This is a genomic window from Streptomyces sp. ADI95-17 (genome assembly GCF_003846175.1).
In the GTDB taxonomy this organism is placed as follows: Bacteria; Actinomycetota; Actinomycetes; order Streptomycetales; family Streptomycetaceae; genus Streptomyces; species Streptomyces sanglieri.
Genome location: NZ_ML123046.1, coordinates 878,286 through 899,355, shown reverse-complemented (window position 1 = coordinate 899,355; position 21,070 = coordinate 878,286). Strand labels below are relative to the sequence as shown.

General features: G+C 71.5%; 21 protein-coding genes and 1 pseudogene. 14 read left to right on the top strand and 8 right to left on the bottom strand.

What is annotated here, in order from left to right; translation table 11 throughout:
• Positions 1 to 34: 34 nt before the first annotated feature.
• Positions 35 to 826, bottom strand: coding sequence for a metal-dependent hydrolase (locus EES42_RS17815; protein ID WP_124719171.1), 792 nt, complete (start codon positions 824 to 826; stop codon positions 35 to 37).
• 78 nt (positions 827 to 904) lie between these two features.
• On the opposite strand from EES42_RS17815, the gene EES42_RS17810 reads away from it, so the two are divergent.
• Positions 905 to 3,478 (top strand): DEAD/DEAH box helicase, encoded by a 2,574-nt coding sequence (locus tag EES42_RS17810; protein ID WP_206433495.1) that lies wholly within the window; start codon positions 905 to 907, stop codon positions 3,476 to 3,478.
• Positions 3,479 to 3,527: 49 nt separating this feature from the next.
• A complete protein-coding gene (locus EES42_RS17805; RefSeq protein WP_124719169.1) occupies positions 3,528 to 4,400 on the top strand; it encodes an acyl-CoA thioesterase in 873 nt (290 codons plus the stop codon).
• 11 nt (positions 4,401 to 4,411) lie between these two features.
• Here the strand turns inward: EES42_RS17805 and EES42_RS17800 are convergent, their stop codons facing one another.
• On the bottom strand, positions 4,412 to 4,669 hold the full coding sequence (locus tag EES42_RS17800; protein ID WP_124719168.1) for a DUF6011 domain-containing protein: 258 nt from the start codon (positions 4,667 to 4,669) through the stop codon (positions 4,412 to 4,414).
• An 88-nt stretch (positions 4,670 to 4,757) separates the two neighbouring features.
• Between EES42_RS17800 and EES42_RS17795 the strand changes: the two genes are divergently transcribed.
• Complete coding sequence (locus EES42_RS17795; protein ID WP_241196434.1) at positions 4,758 to 5,417, top strand: hypothetical protein; 660 nt, start codon at positions 4,758 to 4,760, stop codon at positions 5,415 to 5,417.
• A 39-nt stretch (positions 5,418 to 5,456) separates the two neighbouring features.
• On the opposite strand, the gene EES42_RS17790 is transcribed toward EES42_RS17795, so the two are convergent.
• Together EES42_RS17790 and EES42_RS17785 are read right to left on the bottom strand one after the other, a co-directional pair.
• Positions 5,457 to 5,744 carry an SHOCT domain-containing protein gene (locus EES42_RS17790; RefSeq protein ID WP_124719167.1) on the bottom strand — a complete coding sequence of 96 codons (288 nt, stop codon included), beginning with the start codon at positions 5,742 to 5,744 and terminating at the stop codon, positions 5,457 to 5,459.
• Positions 5,745 to 5,846: 102 nt separating this feature from the next.
• Entirely contained in the window at positions 5,847 to 6,296 is a 450-nt protein-coding gene (locus EES42_RS17785; protein WP_206433494.1) for a DUF6325 family protein, read from the bottom strand.
• A 287-nt stretch (positions 6,297 to 6,583) separates the two neighbouring features.
• Here EES42_RS17785 and EES42_RS17780 point away from each other — a divergent pair, with 287 nt between their 5' ends.
• Positions 6,584 to 7,423: an SDR family oxidoreductase gene (locus EES42_RS17780; protein ID WP_124719166.1), complete on the top strand. Its 840-nt coding sequence runs from the start codon at positions 6,584 to 6,586 to the stop codon at positions 7,421 to 7,423.
• A 19-nt stretch (positions 7,424 to 7,442) separates the two neighbouring features.
• Positions 7,443 to 9,212 carry a cation:proton antiporter gene (locus tag EES42_RS17775; RefSeq protein WP_124719165.1) on the top strand — a complete coding sequence of 590 codons (1,770 nt, stop codon included), beginning with the start codon at positions 7,443 to 7,445 and terminating at the stop codon, positions 9,210 to 9,212.
• A 6-nt stretch (positions 9,213 to 9,218) separates the two neighbouring features.
• Here EES42_RS17775 and EES42_RS46180 read toward each other — a convergent pair.
• Positions 9,219 to 9,541 (bottom strand): annotated as a pseudogene (locus tag EES42_RS46180) (glycoside hydrolase family 15 protein); the annotation flags it as partial.
• Positions 9,542 to 9,895: 354 nt separating this feature from the next.
• On the opposite strand from EES42_RS46180, the gene EES42_RS17765 reads away from it, so the two are divergent.
• Entirely contained in the window at positions 9,896 to 11,320 is a 1,425-nt protein-coding gene (locus EES42_RS17765) for a DUF2252 domain-containing protein (protein WP_124719164.1), read from the top strand.
• A 181-nt stretch (positions 11,321 to 11,501) separates the two neighbouring features.
• Positions 11,502 to 12,821 (top strand): chloride channel protein, encoded by a 1,320-nt coding sequence (locus tag EES42_RS17760; protein WP_124719163.1) that lies wholly within the window; start codon positions 11,502 to 11,504, stop codon positions 12,819 to 12,821.
• 18 nt (positions 12,822 to 12,839) lie between these two features.
• On the opposite strand, the gene EES42_RS17755 is transcribed toward EES42_RS17760, so the two are convergent.
• Positions 12,840 to 13,289, bottom strand: a complete 450-nt coding sequence (locus EES42_RS17755) for a DUF7144 family membrane protein (RefSeq protein WP_124719162.1) — start codon at positions 13,287 to 13,289, stop codon at positions 12,840 to 12,842.
• 161 nt (positions 13,290 to 13,450) lie between these two features.
• Here EES42_RS17755 and EES42_RS17750 point away from each other — a divergent pair, with 161 nt between their 5' ends.
• The 3 genes from EES42_RS17750 (at position 13,451) to EES42_RS17740 (ending at position 15,293) form a co-directional block, all read left to right on the top strand.
• Entirely contained in the window at positions 13,451 to 14,032 is a 582-nt protein-coding gene (locus tag EES42_RS17750) for a helix-turn-helix domain-containing protein (protein WP_124719161.1), read from the top strand.
• A 13-nt stretch (positions 14,033 to 14,045) separates the two neighbouring features.
• On the top strand, positions 14,046 to 14,588 hold the full coding sequence (locus EES42_RS17745; protein ID WP_124719160.1) for a GNAT family N-acetyltransferase: 543 nt from the start codon (positions 14,046 to 14,048) through the stop codon (positions 14,586 to 14,588).
• A 216-nt stretch (positions 14,589 to 14,804) separates the two neighbouring features.
• Positions 14,805 to 15,293, top strand: a complete 489-nt coding sequence (locus tag EES42_RS17740) for a glutathione peroxidase (RefSeq protein WP_124719159.1) — start codon at positions 14,805 to 14,807, stop codon at positions 15,291 to 15,293.
• A gap of 47 nt (positions 15,294 to 15,340) precedes the next feature.
• On the opposite strand, the gene EES42_RS17735 is transcribed toward EES42_RS17740, so the two are convergent.
• A complete protein-coding gene (locus tag EES42_RS17735) occupies positions 15,341 to 16,567 on the bottom strand; it encodes an acyl-CoA dehydrogenase family protein (protein ID WP_124719158.1) in 1,227 nt (408 codons plus the stop codon).
• 173 nt (positions 16,568 to 16,740) lie between these two features.
• Here EES42_RS17735 and EES42_RS17730 point away from each other — a divergent pair, with 173 nt between their 5' ends.
• Positions 16,741 to 17,391 (top strand): TetR family transcriptional regulator, encoded by a 651-nt coding sequence (locus EES42_RS17730; protein WP_124719157.1) that lies wholly within the window; start codon positions 16,741 to 16,743, stop codon positions 17,389 to 17,391.
• 52 nt (positions 17,392 to 17,443) lie between these two features.
• On the opposite strand, the gene def is transcribed toward EES42_RS17730, so the two are convergent.
• On the bottom strand, positions 17,444 to 18,001 hold the full coding sequence (gene def / locus EES42_RS17725; RefSeq protein WP_206433493.1) for a peptide deformylase: 558 nt from the start codon (positions 17,999 to 18,001) through the stop codon (positions 17,444 to 17,446).
• 114 nt (positions 18,002 to 18,115) lie between these two features.
• On the opposite strand from def, the gene EES42_RS17720 reads away from it, so the two are divergent.
• From EES42_RS17720 to EES42_RS17710, 3 genes are all read left to right on the top strand, one after another.
• Complete coding sequence (locus tag EES42_RS17720; protein WP_124719156.1) at positions 18,116 to 19,354, top strand: Mur ligase family protein; 1,239 nt, start codon at positions 18,116 to 18,118, stop codon at positions 19,352 to 19,354.
• A 34-nt stretch (positions 19,355 to 19,388) separates the two neighbouring features.
• Positions 19,389 to 20,117 (top strand): type 1 glutamine amidotransferase, encoded by a 729-nt coding sequence (locus EES42_RS17715; protein ID WP_124719155.1) that lies wholly within the window; start codon positions 19,389 to 19,391, stop codon positions 20,115 to 20,117.
• Positions 20,118 to 20,260: 143 nt separating this feature from the next.
• The coding region (locus EES42_RS17710) for an ATP-dependent 6-phosphofructokinase (RefSeq protein WP_124719424.1) at positions 20,261 to 21,070 on the top strand (810 nt) is incomplete at its 3' end.

Below are 21,070 nucleotides of genomic sequence, written 5' to 3'. Positions count from 1 at the left end.
GCGGTACCGGCCGGGCTCCCCGGCCTCCTCCCGGTCAAATGAAGTTCAGAGCGGCTGCCCCGCCCACTCCCCCGAGCACCATGAACACCGGCATCAGCACCTTCAGCTCCACCCAGCTCCCGGCCCGGAACCGCATGGCCTTCGGCGGGCCGATCGGGTACCAGCGCTTGCGGCCGATCGGGATGGGCCACAGGATCGGGCAGCCGGAGACGGTCAGCGCGTCGCCGATGTCGTGGACGAGGGCTCCGAGCACGATCGGCAGACCGAGCCACAGGTACTCCTGGCCGGGGGCGGTGAACAGCCAGTCCGAGCCGTTGCCCGGTTTGTCCAGGACGCCGGCCAGTATCCAGGCGCTGGTCGCGCCGAGCAGCCAGACCAGTACGTCGCTGGACATCCGGGCGGCCCGCCAGAGCAGTCCTTCGACGGCGAGCACCAGGTGGACGAAGAGGATCGCCAGCACCGCCCACCGGCCGCCGGTGATCGCCGCGGCGGAGGCTCCGGCGCCGATCAGGACCGCCCACGCCCAGGTGTGGGTCAGCGTCCGGTGGCCGCCGTTGCGGGCCGAGTCGCCGCGCATCTTGGTCGCCTTGTAGACGGCGTGCGAGAGCTTGTCGACGATCTCGCAGAGCCCCCGGGACACCGGCCCGAAGGCGCGCGAGATGGTCGCGGACTTGTGGTCGAGGTCCGGGGCGAGCGCGGCCCCGGCGGTGATCAGTGCCCCGACGACGAGGACGGGCCACGGCATCGCGTGGCCGGCGGCCGCCGCCGCCGCGCCCACCCCCAGCCAGGCCGCCGCCCCTGACAGAGAGTGTGCCGGTCCCATCATGGTTCTTCCCGCCCCCAGAGTCGTATCGCTGCCATTGCCGTTACGGCACGGCCGAGTTGAGTGGGAAGCGTATCGCCCATGATCTTCATACCGTCGTCCGGTTCCCTCATCCGGGCGGAAGGCAGGCAAGATGGGGGCGTGACCCTTATCGATCAGCTGCCCCCGACCGACGACCCCGACGCCCTCTTCGAGGCTTTCTCGTCATGGACCGAGACGCAGGGCATCACCCTCTATCCGGCCCAGGAGGAGGCGCTGATCGAGGTGGTCTCCGGCGCGAACGTGATCCTTTCCACCCCGACCGGCTCCGGAAAGAGCCTGGTCGCGGCGGGTGCGCACTTCACCGCGCTGGCCCAGGACAAGGTCACCTTCTACACCGCGCCGATCAAGGCGCTGGTGTCGGAGAAGTTCTTCGACCTGTGCAAGCTGTTCGGTACGGAGAACGTCGGCATGCTCACCGGCGACGCCTCGGTCAACGCCGACGCCCCGGTGATCTGCTGCACGGCCGAGGTGCTGGCCTCCATCGCGCTGCGTGACGGCAAGTACGCCGACATCGGCCAGGTCGTGATGGACGAGTTCCACTTCTACGCCGAGCCGGACCGCGGCTGGGCCTGGCAGATCCCGCTGCTGGAGCTGCCGCAGGCCCAGTTCATCCTGATGTCGGCCACGCTCGGCGACGTCCGGATGTTCGAGGAGGACCTGACCCGCCGCACCGGCCGCCCCACCTCCGTGGTGCGCTCGGCGACCCGGCCGGTCCCGCTCAGCTACGAGTACCGGCTGACCCCGATCACCGAGACCCTCACCGAGCTCCTGGACACCAGGCAGTCGCCGGTCTACATCGTGCACTTCACCCAGGCCGCGGCCGTCGAGCGGGCGCAGTCGCTGATGAGCATCAACATGTGCACCAAGGAGGAGAAGGAGAAGATCGCCGATCTGATCGGCAACTTCCGCTTCACCACCAAGTTCGGCCAGAACCTCTCCCGCTATGTGCGGCACGGCATCGGGGTGCATCACGCCGGCATGCTGCCGAAGTACCGGCGTCTGGTGGAGAAGCTCGCCCAAGCCGGCCTGCTGAAGGTGATCTGCGGTACGGACACCCTCGGCGTCGGCGTCAACGTCCCCATCCGCACGGTGCTGTTCACCGCGCTCACCAAGTACGACGGCACCCGTGTACGTACGCTGCGCGCCCGGGAGTTCCACCAGATCGCCGGCCGCGCGGGCCGGGCCGGCTTCGACACGGCGGGCTTCGTCGTGGCGCAGGCGCCCGAGCACGTCATCGAGAACGAGAAGGCCGTCAAGAAGGCCGGCGACGACCCGAAGAAGAAGCGCAAGGTGGTCCGCAAGAAGGCCCCCGAGGGCTTCGTCGCCTGGTCGGAGACCACGTTCGACAAGCTGATCCAGTCCGACCCGGAGCCGCTGACCTCCCGCTTCCGGGTCACACACACCATGCTGCTGTCCGTGATCGCACGTCCCGGCAATGCCTTCAAGGCGATGCGGCACCTGCTGGAGGACAACCACGAGCCGCGCCGGGCGCAGCTGCGCCACATCCGCCGGGCCATCGCGATCTACCGCTCGTTGCTGGACGGCGGTGTGGTGGAGCAGCTCGACGAGCCGGACGCGGAGGGCCGGATCGTCCGGCTCACCGTCGATCTCCAGCAGGACTTCGCCCTCAACCAGCCGCTGTCGACCTTCGCGCTGGCCGCGTTCGACCTGCTGGACCCGGACTCCCCCTCGTACGCCCTGGACATGGTCTCCGTCGTCGAGTCGACGCTCGACGACCCGCGGCAGATCCTGGCCGCGCAGCAGAACAAGGCGCGCGGCGAAGCGGTCGGGCAGATGAAGGCGGACGGTGTCGAGTACGAGGAGCGGATGGAGCTGCTCCAGGAGGTCACGTACCCGAAGCCGCTGAGCGAGCTGCTGTGGCACGCCTACGACGTGTACCGCAGGAGCCACCCGTGGGTGGGCGACCACCCGGTCTCGCCGAAGTCCGTGATCCGTGACATGTACGAACGTGCCATGACGTTCACGGAGTTCACCTCCAACTACGAGCTGGCCCGTACCGAGGGCATCGTGCTGCGGTATCTGGCCAGTGCGTACAAGGCGCTGGAGCACACCATCCCGGACGACATCAAGTCCGAGGACCTGGAGGATCTGATCGCCTGGCTGGGCGAGATGGTCCGTCAGGTGGACTCCAGTCTGCTCGACGAGTGGGAGCAGCTCGCCAACCCGGAGGTGGAGACCGCCGAGCAGGCGCAGGAGCGGGCCGACGAGGTGAAGCCGGTGACGGCCAACGCCCGCGCCTTCCGGGTGCTGGTGCGCAACGCGATGTTCCGCCGGGTCGAGCTGGCCGCGCTGGACCGGGTCCGCGATCTCGGCGAGCTGGACGGCGAGGCCGGCTGGGACGAGGACGCGTGGGGCGAGGCCATGGACGCCTACTGGGACGAGTACGAGGACCTGGGCACCGGCCCGGACGCCCGCGGTCCGAAGCTGCTGAAGATCGACGAGGACGCGGCGCACGGGCTGTGGCGGGTCCGGCAGACCTTCGCCGATCCGAACGGCGACCACGACTGGGGCATCAGCGCGGAGATCGATCTGGCCGCCTCCGACGAGGAGGGCCGGGCCGTCGTCCGAGTCACCTCCGTCGGTCAGCTGTGAGGACGTACGCCGCGGGGGCGGCGCCGCTGCGAGAGTGGAGACGAACGGCATGACGGATCCCGCAGAGCGCCTGGTCGATCTGCTCGACCTGGAGCGGATCGAGGTCAACATATTCCGTGGCCGCAGCCCCCAGGAGTCCCTGCAACGGGTCTTCGGCGGGCAGGTCGCCGGGCAGGCTCTGGTCGCGGCGGGCCGGACCACCGACGGGGACCGGCCGGTCCATTCGCTGCACGCGTACTTCCTGCGTCCGGGACGGCCGGGGGTGCCGATCGTCTACGAGGTGGAGCGCGTCCGGGACGGCCGGTCGTTCACCACCCGCCGGGTCACCGCCGTCCAGCAGGGCCGGACGATCTTCAATCTGACGGCGTCCTTCCACCGGCCGGAGGAGGCGGGCTTCGAGCACCAGCTGCCGCCGGCCCGCGAGGTCCCGGACCCCGAGGAGCTGCCGACCGTCGCCGAGGAGGTCCGTGAGCACCTGGGAGCGCTGCCGGAGGCGCTGGAGAGGATGGCCCGCAGGCAGCCGTTCGACATCCGGTACGTCGACCGGCTGCGCTGGACGAAGGAGGAGGTCAGGGACGCCGATCCGCGCAGCGCGGTATGGATGCGCGCGGTCGGCCCGCTGGGCGACGACCCGCTGGTGCACACCTGCGCGCTGACGTACGCCAGCGACATGACGCTCCTGGACGCGGTCCGTATCCCGGTGGAGCCGCTGTGGGGGCCGCGCGGCTTCGACATGGCCTCGCTGGACCATGCCATGTGGTTCCACCGCCCGTTCCGTGCGGACGAGTGGTTCCTCTACGACCAGGAGTCGCCGGTCGCGACGGGCGGCCGGGGGCTGGCCCGTGGCCGGATCTACGACCGGGGCGGCAACCTGCTGGTGTCCGTGGTGCAGGAGGGGCTGTTCCGCCGCCTCGGTGAGTAGCCGTGTCCGGCTCAGATGCCGGGCAGCGGGTCCTGCTCGACCTCGTGGCGCCGGGTACGGATGTCCGGCGGCGCCGGGTGGAGCTTGGCGTCGCAGGCGGGCCCGAGGCCGGTGCGGCGTGAGGCCGTACCGGTGAGCGGGCGGCCGCACATGCGGCAGCGCACCACCCGTCGCCGGGCGGTCCGGCCGCCCTGCTCGTCCTCGGGCGAGGGCTCGGCTCCGGCACCGGCGCCGGGAAGCGGTTCGGGGAAGGGTTCGGCGGACTCCACGGATCGATCTTCTCAGGGCACCCGTCCACTGTGCGACGTCCGAGCCGCGCACAGATATCCGAGCAGTACACAACGGAGGAGTTCACCGGTGAGCAGCGTGCTGACCTTGAAGCCGGCCGCGGTCTCGCCCGTCGGCCATGTCGTCGAGTTCACCGACGCGCCGGGCGGCGAGTCGCGGGTGGTCGCCCATGTGGAGCGGGAACTGCCGGAGGGCGGGATACCCGCGTATCTGGCGGCCCGCAAGTCGGGGGTGCGTTCCTTCGTGCTGTGGGCCGACGCCGAGCGCCGGGCGCGGCTGGCCACCCTGGTCACCGTGTCCGCGGCGGACGGTGTCGCCACGTACCGGGTACTGGGCGCGCAGGGCGAGCCGATCGGCACGCTCGTCCGGGAGAAGGCCCTCTACGGCAAGGGACTGCGGACCCGCTGGACGGTCGCCCAGACCGGCTGCCCGGAGGCGGTCGGGTTCAAGGGCCGGATCTTCTGGTGGTACGTGTGGTGGCTGCTGCTGCCCGTCCAGGTGGCCATCGGCGTGGGCAGCCTGCTGTCCGGCGGCGGCGATGTGGCGCGCGGGCCGCGGCGGATCATCTGGCGGTCCGGCCGGGAAGTGCCGCTGGAGTTCTTCTCGGACGACGACGAGGTCCACGTCCACGCGCCGTGGGTCGACTGGCGGCTCGCGGCGGCGCTGAGCGCGCTGATCCGTACCTTCGACAGCTGGATGGGTACGCCCTGGGACGACAAGCGGGAGTGAGCCGGGCCCGCGCGGTCCCGGTCGCACGGGCCGGAGCGGTCAGGAGTTGAGGATCCTCGCCTTCTGGGCCTCGAACTCGCTCTCGCTCAGCACACCCTGGCTCTTGAGATCACCGAGGTCCTTGAGCTGGGCGATCTTGTTGCTCATCTCGTCCTCCGGCGCCACGGACGCGGGCGGGGGCGCCGCGGCGGCGGGCCGGGCCTGCGCCTGCTCGGCGTCCTGCTGTGCCCAGCGGCCCGCCTGGCGCCGGGAGACCCGGTTGGAGACCGAGGTGGCGGTTCCGGCGATCACCGCTGTACGGGCGACGCCGCGAAGAAGGCCTGGCATGGTGCATCTCCTTTGACTTGCTGGTGCGGGGGCCGGTGACTGGCTGGTGCGGGGGCCCGCCGGGGCCGCGCGGACCGGTCGGCGCCGCCGCGGCCGAACGGTTCAGGCCCCGGTGCCGGCCTCGGCCGCGTCGAGCGATGCCAGGATCTCCTGGACCGGGATCCGCCCGTTGGCGACGAGCCGTCCCCCGGAGCGGCGCAGGGCGGCCGCGAACGGTCCGGCCCACACGTTCTCGTAGATGACGATCCCGGCCGCGCTGCCGGGTTCCAGGACCGCGCTCACCTCGTCGATGTCGTCCCGGCCGAGCAGGCCGGAGGACACTCCCTCGAACACGGCGAGCTCGTCGTGGCCGCCGCCGGTCAGCTCGGAGAGTTCCACCCCCGCGATCGTTCCGTCCTGGTCCTTCCTGACGAAGACCAGGTCCAGGATCCGGATGATTCCCCGGTCGACCAGGTCGACCAGCAGGGGCAGCCCCTCGCCCGTCATCCGGCTGCCCGGGAATTCGACCACCAGATAGTCGATCGGCCCCGTCTCGTCGGTCTCGCTGCTCACACCGGCTCCTCAGAATCTCGGCTGCCCCGGTCCGGCCGGGGCCTGTGTCTCCGTCATTGGAGCAGTGGGCGGGCCGGTACGCATCTCGGTCGTGGACGTGGGCGGGCACGGTCCCGGTTGCTCCATCCGGTGGACAGCGGGTGACTCCGACGGCCCAGTGGTGCGAGCCCTGCCCCGCGCCTCCCCCGCCGCCACGGATGGTTGTCGCGCGCGGACGGCCTGCGGGGGCCGGACCGGGGTCCCACGGGTTTCCGGGACCGCCACGCGCGGGGTGACGGGAGACTGCGATGACCCAACCGGCGGACACGGACCGGCAGCGGATGCCGTGGCCCCTGCTGCGCGGCCAGAAGGCGCTGGTGACCGGGGCGAGCTCCGGCATCGGCCGGGCGACCGCGGTGGAGCTGGGACGGGCCGGTGCCGATGTCGTCGTCAACTACTCCTCCGCCCGCGAGGCGGCCGAGGAGGTGGTGCGGGAGATCGAGTCCTTCGGCGTGCGGGCGTGCGCCCACCGGGCGGATGTCTCCCGGGAGGATCAGGTCGTCGGGATGTTCGCCCGCATGGCCGAGGAGTTCGGCACGATCGACGTCCTGGTCGCCAACGCCGGACTGCAGCGGGACGCCGCCGTCACGGAGATGACCCTGGACCGGTGGGACAGGGTGCTGGACGTCAATCTCACGGGCCAGTTCCTGTGCGCCCGGGAGGCGGTCAAGGAGTTCGACCGCCGGGGCGTCGTGCCCGAGGTGTCCCGCGCCGCCGGGAAGATCATCTGTATGAGCTCGGTCCACCAGATCATTCCGTGGGCGGGGCACGCGAACTACGCCGCGTCCAAGGGCGGCGTCCTGATGATGATGCGGACCCTGGCCCAGGAGTGCGCCCCGCGGGGCATCCGGGTCAACGCCGTGGCCCCCGGCGCCATCCGCACGCCCATCAACACCGAGGCCTGGAACACCCCGGAGGCCGAGGCCGGACTGCTGGAGCTGATCCCCTACGGCCGGGTGGGCGATCCGGCGGACGTCGCCGCCGCCGTGACTCTGCTGGCGTCCGACCTGATGGACTACGTCGTGGGCACCACGATCTACGTCGACGGCGGGATGACGCTCTACCCCGGCTTCGCCGCCGGAGGCTGACGCCGTGGGAGGTACGGACATGACGGCTGATCAAGTAATGGTGGGCGTGGGGCTCATCGTGGTGCTGGCGGTCGGATCCCAGTTGCTGGCGAGCCGGCTGCGCGTCCCCGCACTGCTGATCCTGCTGCCGGTCGGCTTCGCCGCCGGGGCACTGACGGACAACGTCAACCCCGAGAAGCTGCTGGGCGAGGCCTTCTCCCCGCTGGTCTCACTCGCGGTGGCGGTGATCCTCTACGAGGCCGGGCTCGGTCTGGAGCTCAGGCGGCTGCGGGGCCACACCCGGCGCATCGTGGTCAGGCTGCTCTGGCTGGGGGCGCTCATCACCTGGCTGGCCGCCGCGCTGTTCGCGGTGCCGGTGCTGAACATGTCCAGGGGCGCGGCCGTGATGCTGGGCGCGATCCTCGTGGTGTCCGGTCCCACGGTCGTCGGGCCGCTGCTCAATTTCGTACGGCCCTCCGAGCGGCTGCAGCGCATCCTGGTCTGGGAGGGCTCCCTGATCGACCCGGTCGGCGGCATCCTGGGGGCGCTGGTCTTCCATGCCGTGGTCGCCGGTGAACTCAAGGGTTTGGGAAGCCAGTTGGAGCAGTTCGCGGCCAGCGCCGCGGTGGGTGCGGTGGGCGGCGCGATCGGGGTCGGCGTGCTGTGGCTGCTGCTGCGCCATGTCCGGCTGAACGAGGAGCTGGCCACGTCTGCGCAGATCGCCGCGGTGATCGGGGTCGCCGCCGCCTGCGACGCGCTCCGCGAGGACACCGGGCTCATCTCGGCGGTGGTCATGGGAATGGCCATGGTGAATCTGCCGGGCCTGGACGTTCCGGCTCGCCGGCCGTTCCTGGACACGCTGGTCTCGCTGATCATCGGCCTGTTGTTCATCTCCATCTCGGCGACGGTCACCCCGGCCTCGCTGCGCCATGTGGTGCTGCCCTCGCTCGCGCTGGTCGCCCTCCTGGTGCTGGTGGTGCGCCCGCTCGTGGCCCTGGTGTCGACGGCCGGTACCGATGTGCGCGGCGGGGAACGGTGGTTCATCGGGTGGATGGCCCCGCGTGGCATCGTCGCCGCGGCGACCGCCTCCACTTTCTCGGCGACCCTGGTGGCGCGGGGCGTCGAGGGCGCCGAGCGGATCCTTCCCGCGACCTTCGTGGTGATCGTCGCCACCGTCACGCTGTACGGCCTGACGGCGTTTCCGGTCGCCCGGCGGCTCGGGGTGCTGCGCCCCGCCCGGTCCCGGCCGCTGCTGGTCGGCGGCTCGCCCTGGGCGGTCGATCTGGGGCGCGCGCTGCGCTCGGCGGGACTGGATGTGCTGATGTGGGCGGGCGCCGAGCGGCAGCGGGCCCGGATCGAGGAGGCCGGGCTGCCCCTGGCGCCGGGCGAACTACTCGCGGCGGCCTCGGGTGCCGGGGCGGAGCTGGAGGGCATCACCGGTGTGCTGCTGCTCACCGAGGAGGACGATTTCAACGCCCTCGCCGCCATGACCCTGCGGGAGAGCGTCGAGGGCCCGGTGCACCGGCTCGGCCCGGCCGCCGACAGCCAGGGGGTGGTGGCGCCGTACACCGGGGGCGAGCCGCTCTTCCGTACCGGCCTGACCGGGCCGGAGCTGGCCCGCCGTTACGAGGCCGGGGCCCGGGTGACGACCCGGCGGGCCGACGGCGCCGTCCCGGCCGGACACGATGTGCTGTTCGTCGTCCGCGCCGACGGGCGGCTCGTCCCGGTCACCCCCGCGCACACCCCGGAGGCCCGGCCGGGCGACATCGCCGTCCTGCTCGGCCCGCCGTCCCGGCAGCTGTCGCTCTGAGCACCGTCAGCCGCGCTCCTCGGCACGGGCCCGGTCCAGGGCCTCGTCGAGGGTGCGGGCCGCCGTGATGAGCGACAGGTGGGTGAACGCCTGCGGGAAGTCGCCGAGTTGCTCACCGCTGGGGCCGATCTCCTGGGCGAACAGGCCGACATGGTTTGGCGTACATGAGCGTCTTCTCGAAGGTGTACCGGGCCATCCGCAGCCGGCCGGCGCGGGCCGGGGCGTCCACGTAGAGGAACGTGCAGAGGCTGAACGTGCCCTCGGAGCCCCGCAAGCCCGTCCGGGGACGCCGCGGGGTCGTAGCGGTGGACGAGGCTGTCGGAGACGAGGGCGATGGGAAGGTATCGGTCCATGAGCGTCCGTTCCCGGGGCTCATGGGGATCCATTGCCGGACGGGCCCCCTCCGACTTCCACTGTCCGCCCGGCGCCCTGTGCTCGCCCGTCCGGGCCTCCACACCCGGGCGGTACGGCGGTAGCGGCCCGGAGTCGGGGCGTGCCGGGCGGCGTCCAGATGATGCCGGAACCGGGCCGAGCCGCGATGATCGGACGCAGGGCGTGGGCGCGCCGACCGGTGCGGTGCCCTGCGCCGCCCTGCCGGCCTGCCCCGGCCCCGTCCGGTCCCGTCCCCGGACCTGGGCGCCGGCGAGTGCGGCGCACGCCCGTGGAGCAGTCAGGAGGGCCCGATGCCGCAGGACACGAACTCGATGCTCAGGACGGCACCCGATGCGACGCCCGAGCAGCGAGCGGCTCTCGGCAAAGCGGCCCGGCGGGCGACACCCAGGTCGAGCCATGCCGAGTTCGAACCGCCGGCCGACCGGCCCGACCCGTTGGCCGTCCTCGAAGCCCAGTCCGCGACCCGGCTGCCCGAACTCGTACCGATCCGCTACGGCCGGATGACCGAGTCGCCGTTCCGCTTCTACCGGGGCGCCGCCGCGATCATGGCCGCCGACCTGGCCACCACCGGGGACTCCGGGATCCGGGCCCAACTGTGCGGGGACGCCCATCTGCTGAACTTCCGGCTGCTCGCCTCGCCCGAGCGGAATCTGCTGTTCGACATCAACGACTTCGACGAGACGTCGCCCGGCCCCTGGGAGTGGGACGTCAAACGCCTGGCGGCCAGCTTCGTCATCGCGGGACGTGCGAACGGTTTCACCGAACGGGAGTGCGCGGACATCGTGCTGACCACGGTGCGGTCGTACCGGGAGTCGATGATCCGGTTCGCCGGCATGCGCAACCTCGATGTCTGGTACTCGCGGGTCGACATCGGCCGCCTCGAAGCGCTGGCGGCCCAGCAGTTGGCGAAGCGCGGCCGCAGGAAGCTGGCCCGGTTCGCGGCGAAGGCCCGCACCCGGGACAGTCTCCAGGCCTTCGACAGGCTCACCGGGACGGTGGACGGGCAGTCGCGCATCGCGGCGGACCCGCCGCTGCTCGTACCGGCCGCCGATCTGCTCCCGGAGGGCGAGCGGGGGACGACACAGGAGCAGCTCCGCACGCTGGTCTCGCACTACGGCCGCAGCCTGCCGTCGGACCGGCGGACCCTGCTCTCCGACTTCCGGTTCGTGGACATGGCACGCAAGGTGGTCGGCGTCGGCAGCGTGGGCACGCGTTGCTGGGTCATCCTGATGCTCGGCAGGGACGGCGGGGATCCGCTCCTCCTCCAGGCCAAGGAGGCCGGAACCTCGGTGCTCGCGCCCCACGCCGGCGCCGGCCCGTACCGGAACCAGGGCGAGCGGGTGGTCTCGGGGCAGCGGCTGATGCAGGCGGCGAGCGACATCTTCCTCGGCTGGGAGCGGGTGGACGGGATCGACGGCAGGCACCGCGACTTCTACGTACGCCAGTTGCGCGACTGGAAGGGCATCGTCGAGCCGGAGGACATGGTGCCGTCCGGCATGCGGGTGTTCGGCGAGGCGTGCGGCGCCACCCTGGCCCGCGCCCACGCGCGTTCCGGCGACCGGATCGCCATCGCGGCGTACCTGGGACGCGGTCCCTCGTTCGACCGGGCGCTGGTCTGCTTCGCCGAGAAGTACGCCGATCGCAACGAGCGGGACCACCGGACGCTGGTCGACGCGGTGCGGGCGGGCCGGCTCCCTGCCGCCCTGGACTGCTGAGCCGCTCCGTCGGCCCGGCCGCGCGCTGGTCCAGGGGGATGGCAGTACGGGAACCGGCGCACCCACCCAGCGGGTACATCGCGGACGAATCAGCGCGTTGTGCTATCTCCTTGTGGACGCTTGTCGACGCTTGTGGGACAGCCCGTTCCGGACGGGTCGCGACGCCGAGGAGGCAACGATCATGTCGGCCGAACCCGCCGCGGGTGCGGACCCCCTCGCGCGGATCCGCACCCGCGGCTACGCCGCGCTCCTCGTACTGGCGGCGGCCCTCGGCGTCCCGGTCTCGGCGGTGGCGTTCGGTTTCCTGGCACTCACCCACGAACTCCAGTCGCTGACCTACCACGACCTGCCCCGGGCGCTGGGGTTCGCCGGCACACCGTCCTGGTGGCCGGTGCCGCTGCTCGCCGTGGCCGGCCTGCTGGTCGGGCTGACCGTCCGCCATCTGCCGGGGCAGGGCGGTCACCGGCCCGCCGACGGGATGGTGGCCACGGGGGCACCCTCGGCAGTGGAGCTGCCCGGCGTCGTGCTGGCGGCGATCGCCTCGCTCGGCCTCGGGGCGGTGCTCGGCCCCGAGGCGCCGCTCATCGCGCTCGGCGGCGGACTGGCCGTGTACGCGGCGCACCTGGTCAAGCCCGGCATCGGGCCAGGCCCCAGCGCGGTGATGGGGGCCGCGGGGAGCTTCGCCGCGATCAGCGCGCTGCTGGGCTCGCCGCTCCTGGGGGCCTTTCTGCTGATGGAGGCCTCGGGGCTGGCCGGGATGATGCTCGGAATGGTCCTGGTGCCGGGGCTGCTGGCGGCCGGCATCGGCGCGCTCGTCTTCACCGGACTCGGCTCCTGGACCGGGCTCGGGACGTACTCCCTGGCGCTGCATCACGTACCCCGGGCAGCAGGGCCGGACATCGCGCAATTCGGCTGGGCCGTCGTCCTCGGACTGGCCGCGGCCTTCGTCGGCACGGGCATCCAGCGGCTCGCCCGGTTCCTCCAGGGGCGGGTGGACCGGCGGACCGTGACGGGCACCGTCGTCATGGGAGCGGTCGCCGGCGTGGCCGCGCTCGTGTACGCGCAGAGCACCGGACGGGACGCGTCCGGGGTGCTGTACTCCGGGGAGAGTGCCCTCGATCCGCTGCTGGCGCAGAGCGCCGGGTACTCGGTGGGCACGCTCGTACTGCTGGTGGTCTGCAAGGCGGTGGCGTACGGCGCGTCCTTGAGCAGCTTCCGGGGAGGCCCGGTCTTCCCGGCGATGTTCGTGGGGGCGGCGGGCGGCATCGCCCTGTCCCATCTGCCGGGGCTGAGCCTCACGTCGGGCTTCGCGATGGGCATCGGCGCCATGTGTGTGGCGATGCTCAAGCTCCCGATGACGTCGGTGCTGCTGGCGACACTGCTGCTGGGCTCCGAGGGCCTCACCGTCATGCCGCTCGTGATCGTCTCGGTCGTCGTCTCCTATGTCGCCACGATCCGGCTCTCGCCGTCCCCGGCCGGCGCCCGGCCGGATCGGGGATGACGGACCTCCGCCGTGACCTCAGACGCTCTCCTTCTCCTGGTTCTCCTGGAACGGACTCGCGCACAGCGCCCAGATGACGAAGACGTCGATGGCCATGAGCACGATCGACCAGAGCGGGTAGTGGGGCAGCCACAGGAAGTTGGCGAGTGCGCTCAGGCCCGCGAGCACGATGCCCACCACACGTGCCCATGCGGCTCCGGTGAACAGCGCGCAGCCGGCGATCACGATGAGGATGCCGAGTGCGAGGTGGATCCAGCCCCAGCCGGTGAGGTTGAACCGGAACAGATAGTCGCGGGTGGCGACGAACACGGCGTCCTTGGCTATGGCGGCGATTCCTTCGAAGATCGCCATCGCTCCGCCGAAGATCATCAGCACCGCAGCGAAGGCGGTCCAGCCGATCCGGAAGGGATGGTGCGAGCTCGAAGGGGTGGCGGGCGCCACCGACGGCCCGCTGGTGGTACTGGCCATTGCGGCCTCCTCGGGTAGCCGAGCGACCCGGCGGACCGAGCGGGCCACCGGGACCTCCCCCGACCCAGCGTGTCATGTCGGCACCCGCCCGGCAGAACAGCCGTTCCCCGGGAGCGCCGCCGGCACACGATCCGTCTCCGTACAGGGATATCATCTCCATGATGAGAGAAACCGAAGAGACGGAGCCCGGCTCCGTCGATGCCCGGCTCGCCGCGAGGCTGGGTGAACTGCGCACCGAACGCGGCTGGTCGCTGGACGAGCTCTCGCGGCGCAGCGGGGTGAGCCGGTCCACGCTGTCCCGGCTGGAACGCGGCGAGCTGAGCCCGACCGCCGCCCTGCTCGGCAGGTTGTGCACGGTCTACGGGCGGACGATGTCCCGGCTGCTGCTGGAGGTGGAGGCGGAGCCCCCGCAGCTCGTCCCGGCCGCACGGCAACCGGTCTGGCGTGACGAGGCATCGGGCTTCGTACGCCGCTCGGTGTCGCCGCCGCACAGCGGCCTGCGCGCGGAGGTCATCGAGGGCACCCTCGACGCGGGGGCCGCCATCGCGTACGAGAACGCGCCGGTGTCCGGCGTGGAGCAGCACGTCTGGGTGCTGGAGGGAACGGTCGAGATCACCGTCGACGGCACCGTGCACACCGTGCGCCGCGGCGACTGCCTCCGGTTCCGGCTGCGCGGCCCCTCGCACTTCCACTGCCCCGGGCCGGGGCAGGTCCGCTATGCACTGATGATCGTTCTGCCGTGAGAGGACCCTGCACATGATCGAGATCGTTCCCGTACGCGGCCACGAACTGGTCACCTACGCCGATGAGTTGGCCGCGCTCCTGGTGGACACCGTGGACGGCGGATCGTCGGTGGGTTTCCTCGCGCCGCTGGACCGCGAGGTGGCCGCCGGCTGGTGGCGGGAGCGGGCCGGGGCCGTCGACGCGGGCCGCCTCCAGGTCTGGATCGCCCGCGACGCGGAACGGGTCGCCGGGACCATCGCCCTGGACCGGGCGCAGTTGCCCAACGCCCGGCACCGCGCGGAGGTGGCCAAACTGATGGTGCGTCCGTCGGCCCGCGGCCGGGGCGTGGGCCGGTCGCTGCTCGACGCCGCCGAGCGGTCGGCCGCCGGGGCGGGTGTCACACTGCTGGTCCTGGACACCGAGAGCGGAAGTCCGGCCGAGCGGCTCTACCGTTCGGCGGGCTGGACGGAGTGCGGCTCGATCCCGGACTACGCCGGGGATCCGGCCGGGGTCCTGAGGCCGACGACGCTCTACTACAAGGCGATCGGCCCCGCACAGGCGCTGCCCGGCCGGTGAGCGGCGCACGGATCCCCGGTCGGGGCACAGGAGTCCGGGGCTCGGCCGGTATCCGTACACGGGTCGCTCGTCGGGGTCATGCCCCGGACGCCTCCGCGGACGGACTCCCGCAGGTCGGTGGCGTGCGGGGGCCCGGACGGACGGGGAACGGGCTTCGTACGGAGCGGACGGGGGCGTGACAATGGCTGCGGAAGCCACACCTCACGAGGAGACCTCATGACGCTGCACGACATCCCCCTGCGCACGCTCACCGGCGAGCCCACGTCCCTGGCCGTCTACCGGGGCCGGGCCGTCCTGTTGGTGAATGTCGCGTCCAAGTGCGGGCTCACCCCGCAGTACGAGGGCCTGGAGAAGCTCCAGAACGACTACGCGGACCGCGGCTTCACCGTGCTCGGCGTGCCGTGCAACCAGTTCGCCGGCCAGGAGCCGGGGAGCCCGGAGGAGATCCAGACCTTCTGCTCGACCACGTACGGGGTCAGCTTCCCGCTGCTGGAGAAGACCGAGGTGAACGGCGAGGGGCGCCACCCGCTCTACGCCGAGCTGGCGCAGCTGGCGGACGCGGACGGCGAGGCCGGTGACGTCCAGTGGAACTTCGAGAAGTTCCTCATCTCGCCGGCGGGCGAACCGGTCGCCCGTCTGCGCCCGCGCGTCGAGCCCCAGGCACCCGAACTCGTCGCGGCCATCGAGGCCCTGCTGCCTGCCTGACGGACCGTGTCCCCGGTCGCCGGGCAGGCGGCCGGGGACACACACGGTCAGCGGATCGGCATGCCCGACAGGGTGCGGGCGATCACCAGGCGCTGGATCTCGCTGGTGCCCTCGAAGATCGTGTAGATCGCCGCGTCCCGGTGCATCCGCTCCACCGGGTACTCCCGGGTGAAGCCGTTGCCGCCGAGGATCTGGACGGCCTGGGCGGTGACCTTCTTCGCGGTCTCGCTCGCGTACAGCTTGGACATCGAGCCCTCGGCCGAGGTGAACGGCTTGCCGGTGGTCGCCATCCACGAGGCACGCCACACCAGCAGCCGGGCCGCGTCGATCTGCGTGCGCATGTCGGCGAGCTGAAAGGCGATGCCCTGGTTGTCGATGATGGGCCGGCCGAACTGGGTTCGGGTCTTCGCGTAGTCCAGCGCCACCTCGTACGCCGCACGGGCGGTGCCGACGGCCATGGCTCCGACCGCGGGGCGGGACGCCTCGAAGGTGGCCATCGCGGCGTTCTTCACCCGCTCACCGCCGGAGGCGGCGCGCTCACGGGCCCGCGCCAGGCGCTGGTCGAGCTTCTCCTTGCCGCCGAGGAGGCAGTGGCCGGGGATCCGGACGTCCTCCAGGACGACCTCGGCGGTGTGCGAGGCACGGATGCCGTGCTTCTTGAACTTCTGGCCCTGGGAGAGCCCGGGGGTGGCCGGCGGCACGATGAACGAGGCGTGCCCCTTGGACCCCAGCTCGGGGTCGACCACGGCGACGACGACATGGACGTTGGCGATGCCGCCGTTGGTCGCCCAGGTCTTGGTGCCGTTCAGCACCCACTCGTCCTTGGCCTGGTCGTACACCGCGCGGGTGCGCATCGAGGCGACGTCGGAGCCGGCGTCCGGCTCGGAGGAGCAGAAGGCCGCGACCTTGACGTCGTCGGGGTCGCCGTACATCTGCGGGATCCAGGTGCCGATCTGCTCCTCGGTGCCGTTGGCGAGGACGCCCACGGCCGCCAGGCCCGTACCGACGATGGACAGGGCGATGCCCGCGTCCCCCCAGAAGAGCTCCTCCATCGCCATCGGGATGCCGAGGCCCGTCGGGTCGAAGAACTGCTGGGCGTAGAAGTCGAGGGAGTAGATGCCGACCTTGGCCGCCTCCTGGATGACGGGCCAGGGCGTTTCCTCACGCTCGTCCCACTCCGAAGCCGCCGGACGGATCACATCCGCGGCGAAGCCGTGAAGCCAGTCACGGACCTGCTTCTGGTCATCGTTGAGTTCGAGCGTGAACTCCGCCATGTTCCCCTCCACGTACTGCTGTGAAAAACCACTCGTTACTTGCGGTAACCGCAGTCTGTTACCGACAAGTAGCCTCTGTCAACCGTCCCGGTTCGGATCCGCACGGCGCTGGGCAGGGTGTTACGTTGCGCAGGCAGGACGCATTTGCACAGCCAGGGGCGGGGAGAGGCGACATGGAGAGCACACGACAGGCAGAGCGACAGCGGACAGCGGCCGAGAGCCGCCGCCGCGAGCTGCTCGAAGCCGCCGACCGCGTGGTGCTCAGGGACGGGCCCGGGGCCTCGATGAACGCCATCGCGGCGGAGGCCGGGATCACCAAGCCGATCCTCTACCGGCACTTCGGCGACAAGGGCGGCCTCTACCGCGCCCTCGCCAAGCGCCACACCGACGCGCTGCTGATCGCACTGCGGGCCGCGCTCGACGCCCCCGCCGAGCGCCGCCGGCGCGTCGAGTCGACGCTCGACACCTACCTCGCGGCGATCGAGGCCCGCCCGCAGGTCTACCGCTTCCTGATGCACCCCTCCGACGACGCGGCACCCTCGACGGAGCAGGGCTTCGACGTCGGACGGCACTCGGCACCCCTACTGCGCAGACTCGGCGAGGAACTCGCCCTGGTGATCGCCGAGCGGGTGGACCTGGGCCCGGACAGCGAGGCCATGGCCCGGATCTGGGGCCACGGCATCGTCGGCATGATGCACGCCGCGGGCGACTGGTGGCTGGGCGAACGCCCCTGCTCCCGCCAACAGTTGGTGAGCAGCCTGGCCGATCTGCTGTGGGGAAGGCTGGCCGCGGCGGGCGACCGTCCGGGCGGACCGGGATTCTAGGACGCGGTTTCCAGGACGCGGTTTCCAGGACGCGGTTTCCAGGACGCGGTTTCTAGGACGCGGCCTCACCGGTGCGCGCCCAGGGAGCGCGGCGGGCCGCTCGCATCGCCCTTCTGCGGCGCAGCCCGGTCAACCGGTCCGTGTAGACCGTGCCTTCGAGATGGTCGCACTCGTGCTGGAGGCAGCGGGCGAAGAACCCGGTGCCGGTGATCCGGACCGGTTCGCCGTCGACCGTGCGGCCCTCGACGACCGCACGGTCGAACCGCGGGGTGGCCGCTTCGAGGCCGGGCAGCGAGAGGCAGCCCTCCGGGCCGCGTACGGTGATGCCGTCGGCCTCGACCAGTCTGGGGTTGACGAGGTGCCCGAGGTGACGGATGTCGTCGTCGTCCGGGCAGTCGTAGACGAACACCCGCAGCGGCACGCCGATCTGGTTGGCCGCGAGGCCGACGCCCTCGGCCGCGTACATGGTGGCGTACATGTCCTCGACGAGCCGGGCGAGCGACGGGCCGAAGTCGGTGACGGGTTCACAGGCCCCGTGCAACACCGGATCACCGAGCAGGCTCATGGCACGAATCAGTCCGGAACTGCCGGGGATCGGGCGGTTTCGCATGGCCGCAATCGTACGTTCCACGCGACCTCCACCTTCCCGGCGGTGCCAGGGTGCGGGCGCCGCGCCGGACATCGATAGGCTGGGCGTGGACCGATGCAAGGAGGATCTAGGACGATGGCAGGCAACACGGACCCGCTGTCGCCGCGGGCCAAGCTGGCCGTGACGGCGGGCAAGGCCGCGGCGGCGGTGTCACGCGCCGCAGGGCGCGGCAGCGGATCGGTGATCGGCGGCCGGGTGGCGCTCAAGCTCGACCCCGACCTGCTGGGGCGGCTGGCGCAGCACCTGGACGTGATCCTCGTGTCGGCGACGAACGGCAAGACGACGACCACCCGGCTGATCGCCGAAGCACTGCGGGCCGCGGGCCCGGTGGTGTCCAACGCGCTCGGCGCCAACATGCCGGCGGGCATCACCTCGGCGCTGGCCGGCGGCTCGGACGCGCAGTACGGCGTGATCGAGGTGGACGAGAAGTACCTCGCCGGGGTCGCGCGCGACACGACGCCCAAGGTGATCGCACTGCTCAACCTCTCCCGCGACCAGCTGGACCGCGCGGCGGAGACCCGGATGCTGGCGGAGAAGTGGCGTGAGGGGCTGTCCGGCTCGAAGGCCGTGATCGTCGCGAACGCGGACGACCCGCTGATCGTCTGGGCGGCTTCCTCCTCCCCCAATGTGGTGTGGGTGGCGGCGGGACAGGCGTGGAAGGACGACGCCTGGTCCTGCCCCTCCTGCGGCGGTGTGATGCAGCGCCCCGGCGACGACTGGTTCTGCGGCGAGTGCGGATTCCGCCGGCCGGCCCCCAGCTGGGTCCTGCACGGCGACTACGTCCTGGACCCGCACGGTTCGGCATGGCCGATCCACCTCCAGCTGCCCGGCCGCGCCAACAAGGCCAACGCCACCAGCTCCGCCGCCGTGGCCGCCGTCTTCGGTGTGCCGCCGCAGGTCGCGCTGGAGCGCATGTACCAGGTGCAGGCCGTCGCGGGCCGCTACGACGTGGTGTCCTTCCTCGGCCGTGAGCTGCGGCTGCTGCTGGCGAAGAACCCGGCGGGCTGGCTCGAAACGTTTTCCCTGATCGACCCGCCGCCCACGCCGGTGATCCTCTCCGTCAACGCCCGTGGCGCGGACGGCACGGACACCTCCTGGCTGTGGGACGTGGACTACACCCAGCTCGCCGGTCACCCGATCTTCGTGCTCGGCGACCGCAAGCTGGACCTGGCGGTCCGTCTCGAAGTGGCCGGTCTCGACTTCCGGGTCTGCGAGAACCTCGACGAGGCCGTGCAGCAGGCCCCGCCCGGCCGTATCGAGGTCATCGCCAACTACACCGCCTTCCAGGATCTGCGCCGTCGTGTCGGCAACTGACCCCGGCCCCGGCCACCTCCGGAGAGGACGAAGCATGAGCAACAACGGTCTGCGTCTGGTCTGGGTCTACCCCGACCTCCTCAGCACCTACGGCGACCAGGGCAACGCGCTGGTGGTGGAGCGCCGGGCCCGGCAGCGCGGTCTCGATGTGCAGCGCGTCGACGTGCGCAGCGACCAGCCGATCCCGACGTCCGGCGACATCTATCTGATCGGCGGCGGTGAGGACCGGCCGCAGCGGCTCGCCGCGGAGCGGCTGCGCCGCGACGGCGGGCTCAGCCGGGCCGCGTCGAACGGCGCGATCATCTTCTCGGTCTGCGCGGGCTACCAGATCCTCGGCCACGAGTTCATCAACGACCTCGGTGAGCGCGAGCCGGGTCTCGGGCTGCTCGACGTGGTCTCCACCCGCGGCGAGGGTGCCCGCTGCGTCGGTGACGTACTGGCGGACATCGACCCGCACCTCGGTCTGCCGCCGCTGACCGGGTTCGAGAACCACCAGGGCGTCACCCATCTCGGCCCGACGGCGCGGCCGTTCGCCCGGGTGCAGTTCGGCCGGGGCAACGGCACCGGCGACGGCACCGAGGGCGCGTACAACGACACCGTCTTCGGTACGTACATGCACGGCCCGGTCATGGCTCGCAACCCGCTGATCGCGGACCTGCTGCTGAAGCTGGCCCTCGATGTGAACGCCCTGCCGCCGACGGACGACCGCTGGTACGAGGCGCTGCGCGCCGAGCGCATCGCGTCGGCGACACAGCCCGCCTGATGAGGGGCTTTTCGCTCGTCTGAGCGGAGTCCAGCAGGCGGACGCCCGGTTCGGTCCCGCCACCCTGCGCCGGTAGGGTGGCGGGGATCCAACCGGACGACGTGGTCCGGTCGTCGGCCCACGTTGCAAAGGTTTCCCGGGCAATGCGAATTGGTGTGCTCACCTCCGGCGGCGACTGCCCCGGCCTCAACGCCGTCATCCGTTCCGTCGTTCATCGCGCGGTGGTCGACCACGGCGACGAGGTCATCGGCTTCCACGACGGGTGGAAGGGCCTCCTTGAGTGCGACTACCGCAAGCTCGACCTCGACGCGGTCGGCGGCATCCTCGCCCGGGGCGGCACGATCCTCGGCTCCTCCCGGGTCCAGCCCGCCCATCTGCGCGGCGGTGTGGAGCAGGCCAGGGGCCATGTCTCCGATCTCGGTCTCGACGCGATCATCCCGATCGGCGGCGAGGGCACGCTGAAGGCGGCCAATCTGCTCTCCGAGGCGGGCCTGCCGATCGTCGGCGTCCCGAAGACCATCGACAACGACATCGCCTCGACCGATGTGACCTTCGGCTTCGACACCGCCGTCGGTGTCGCGACCGAGGCGCTCGACCGGCTCAAGACGACCGCCGAATCGCACCAGCGGGTGCTGATCGTCGAGGTCATGGGCCGCCACACCGGCTGGATCGCCCTGCACTCGGGAATGGCGGCCGGCGCGCACGCCATCGTGGTGCCGGAGCGCCCGTTCGACATCGACGAGCTGACCGAGGTGGTCGGCCGGCGGTTCTCGGCGGGCAAGAAGTTCGCGATCGTCGTCGTCGCCGAGGGCGCCAAGCCCCGCGAGGGCACGTCCATGGAGATCGAGCAGGGCACCAAGGACATCTACGGGCACGAGCGGTTCGCCGGCATGGCCACGCAGCTCTCCAGGGAGCTGGAGCGGCGCCTGGGCAAGGAGGCCCGCCCGGTGATA